Raw genomic sequence first — 3,156 nt, forward strand, 5'->3', positions numbered from 1 at the left:
GCCGGCAACCACCGGCGCCAGATAAAACACCCTCTACGAAACCCGGGGCTTGACAACCGCTATGACCCCGGCGAGGCGGTAGTCATCGGGACCACGGCCCCTCCCACTGTTAACGCCTATTGCGCAGCACGCCGTCGCCGCGGCGCGGCACCAGACGGGACTCCTGCGCGCGGGCGGTCGGCTCACTCCAGCGCCAGCCGGTGAAGACCACCGCCTCCGCCAGCGCCCGAGACCACGCCACCGGCTCCTCGCCGCGCTCCCGACCCACCGCCAGGTAGTGGCGCAGCAGCCCGGCACTGGCCAGAGCGTCGTCGAGCGCCGTGTGATGCCGCCCGATCTGAACCCCGGCGGTCTCACAGCAGGTCACCAGCCGCCGCGATGGTGTGGCCATGAAGTGCCGCGCCAGCTCCATCGTGCACACGCGCGGAACCCGCGCCCCACGCTCCAACCGGTCCAGGCCGCCCAACGCCTGGGTGAGGAAACCGACGTCGAAGCGGGCATTGTGAGCGACCACCGCCCGCCCCGCCAGATCGCGCACCAGCAGGTCGGCCACGTCGGCCAGCGGCGGCGCGTCCACCAGGTCCGCGGCCACGAGCCCATGAATATGGGTCGGGCCCACGTCAACACCGGCGCCGGGGTTTACCAGGGTCGACCAGGTCCGCTCCACGGCGCCGTCGGGTGCCGCCAGCACCAACCCGATCTCAATGATCGAGTCCGCCGCCGGGGACAGTCCCGTGGTCTCCAGATCAACGACGGCGTAGCCCACATCCGCGACATCGGCTCCGCCCTCCACGGCCGGGGCCGGGCGGGGTTGGAGCGTCTGACGCAGGGGACGACGCGGGCGGCGGTAGAAGGGCATCGAACCCATAGTAGGCGGTCTCCGCCGAGCCGTTTCAAGCGCGCCTCCTGCCAGTTCTCCCGACTCTCACCGTCCCGAACCGGGGCGAGCGGGCTAGAGTCCAAGCCATGACGACTACACCCGCCAACCAGCCCGCCGACACCACCGGCGGCACGACCGCCTTCACCTGCGCCCCCACCGACGCCCTGACCACTCCGGCGACGACGCCCGTCACCAACGCCACCATCGCCGCCCAGATGGCCCACCGCACCATACGCGCCTACACCGACGAGCCGGTTGGTGAAGACACCGTCGCCACCCTGCTCGACGTCGCCCGCCACGCCGCCAGCTCCTCCTTCCAGCAGCAGGTCACCGTCATCCGGGTCAAGGACCCCGGCGTGCGCGAACAACTCCACCTCGCCTCCGGCCAGCCCTACGTGGGCGGCAACCGCGGCGAACTGTTCGTGTTCGTCGTCGACCTGCACCGCAACGCCGTCATCCGCGAGCGCGCCGGCGCCTCCCTGGAGCCGCTCGAGCGCACGACCCTGTTCCTCCAGGGCGTGGAGGACGCCGTCATCGCCGCCCAGAACATGGTTCTGGCCGCCGAATCCCTGGGCCTGGGAACCGTTTACCTCGGCTCCATCATCGGCGACGTCCGCCGCGTCATCGTCGCCCTGGGCCTGCCCGAGCGCACCTACCCGCTGCTCGGCCTGCTGGTCGGCCACGCCGCCCAGGTTCCCCAATACAAGCCGCGCCTGCCCCGCGAGATCGTCACCGCCGTGGACACCTACCCCGACCTCGATGCTCACGCCGACGCCCTGGCCGCCTACGACGCCGAGGTCCAGCAGTGCTACGACCTGCGTGACACCAACAACCGGGTGGACTCCTTCACCACTCAGATCGCCCGGGCGCTGGGCGGCGGCCCCGCCTCACAGGCCCCCGTCCTGGACGTCCTGCACGAGCAGCGCCTCTGCCTGCACTGAGGCGGCAATGGTGCTGAAGGGCTTGCTGGCGGCCTTCGACTTTCCGGTCGCCGTCATTGCTACGGGGCTGCTGGTCGATGTCGGGCCTGCGTGTCCGGCCTTCCGTACCATCGCCCAGGTGGGCGACGGCCATGCGGTCTTCCCACTTGCCTCCCTGACCAAGCCGATTGTCGCCTGGAGTGCCCTGATAGCCGTCGACCGCCACCTGCTGGACCTCGACGCGCCCGCCGCGCCCGAACTGCCCGGCGCCACCATCCGCGACCTGCTCGCCCACGCCTCCGGGATCGCCTTCGATTCCGATGCCGTGCTGGCTCCGCCGCGCCGTCGCCGCATCTACTCCAACCGCGGCTTCGAGCTCCTCGGTCGGCGCCTGGAGGAGGCCACCGCCACCCCGCTCGAGGAGTGGGTGGAGGAGGCCGTCCTCGAGCCCCTCGGCATGGCGAGCGTCCGCATCCCCGGCTCGCCCGCTCACTCGGGGACGGGTAGTGCCGCCGACCTGGCCGCCTTCGCCCGCGAGCTCGCGGCCCCCACGCTCGTCTCGCCCGCACTGGCCGAAGCCGCACGTCGCCCCGTCCACCCCGGGCTGCCGGGCGTCCTGCCCGGATACGGGCGCCAGGCCGCAAACGACTTCGGTCTGGGCCTGGAGGTCCGCGGCGCCAAACAGCCGCACTGGACCGCCCCCACGAACAGCCCCGAGACCTTCGGCCACTTCGGCCAGTCCGGGTCCTTCCTCTGGGTCGATCCGGTCGCCCGCCGCCAGGCGGTGTTCCTGGGCGCACGTCCCTTCGGTGCCGTGCACCGGGAGAATTGGCCCGCGCTCGGCGCTCAGATCCTCGCCCTGTGACTGGGGCATCGGAGCCGCGCACGCTCAACGCGCTGACCGATGTTCTGCGAGAGTCGGATCGGGGCGGTGACCGTTGACGGCGTCGTTCAGTGCTTCCGGTGATTCCCATGCCTTAGATACCGCGCCCCAGGTGCCTCGGACGCGCATGCGCCGCTGCGGGGGGTGCGGACCTGGGGTGTGTTCGCTCGTGCGGCCCGCGTGAGAGTTCTTCATGAACGACGACGGTTCGTCACTCGGCGGCTCTTCGGGTTTGGGGGTGTGGTGGGCTGCGGTAGAGCTGTCGTCTATGTCCTGAGGCCTGACGGGGGCCGGGGTGTGCGCTTGGCCGGTTGGGCGTTAACAACGCCACGTAACGTTGTGCTGTATGCCTCGGGGGCCTTCAGCAGACGGTTAACCGGCGTTGTTAACCCCTAAGTGGCGTAGCAGACCGGGAAGTGGGGGCGTGTTCAATGGTCTGTGTAAGCCCTGATTGAGAGGACCTACTGTCATGA

General features: G+C 70.3%; 3 protein-coding genes. 2 read left to right on the top strand and 1 reads right to left on the bottom strand.

Annotated features, from left to right (window positions below; translation table 11 throughout):
• Window positions 1–109 precede the first annotated feature (109 nt).
• The gene (locus tag Q4A20_RS14960) at window positions 110–859 is read right to left on the bottom strand and encodes a PolC-type DNA polymerase III (RefSeq protein ID WP_303124187.1); all 750 of its coding nucleotides are present in this window, start codon (window positions 857–859) and stop codon (window positions 110–112) included.
• Window positions 860–1,095: 236 nt separating this feature from the next.
• On the opposite strand from Q4A20_RS14960, the gene Q4A20_RS14965 reads away from it, so the two are divergent.
• Together Q4A20_RS14965 and Q4A20_RS14970 are read left to right on the top strand one after the other, a co-directional pair.
• Window positions 1,096–1,821: a nitroreductase family protein gene (locus tag Q4A20_RS14965; protein ID WP_303124189.1), complete on the top strand. Its 726-nt coding sequence runs from the start codon at window positions 1,096–1,098 to the stop codon at window positions 1,819–1,821.
• A gap of 7 nt (window positions 1,822–1,828) precedes the next feature.
• On the top strand, window positions 1,829–2,665 hold the full coding sequence (locus Q4A20_RS14970) for a serine hydrolase (protein ID WP_303124188.1): 837 nt from the start codon (window positions 1,829–1,831) through the stop codon (window positions 2,663–2,665).
• Window positions 2,666–3,156: the final 491 nt, after the last annotated feature.

The sequence above is a fragment of the Actinomyces sp. genome, from assembly GCF_030530635.1.
Classification (GTDB): Bacteria; Actinomycetota; Actinomycetes; order Actinomycetales; family Actinomycetaceae; genus Actinomyces.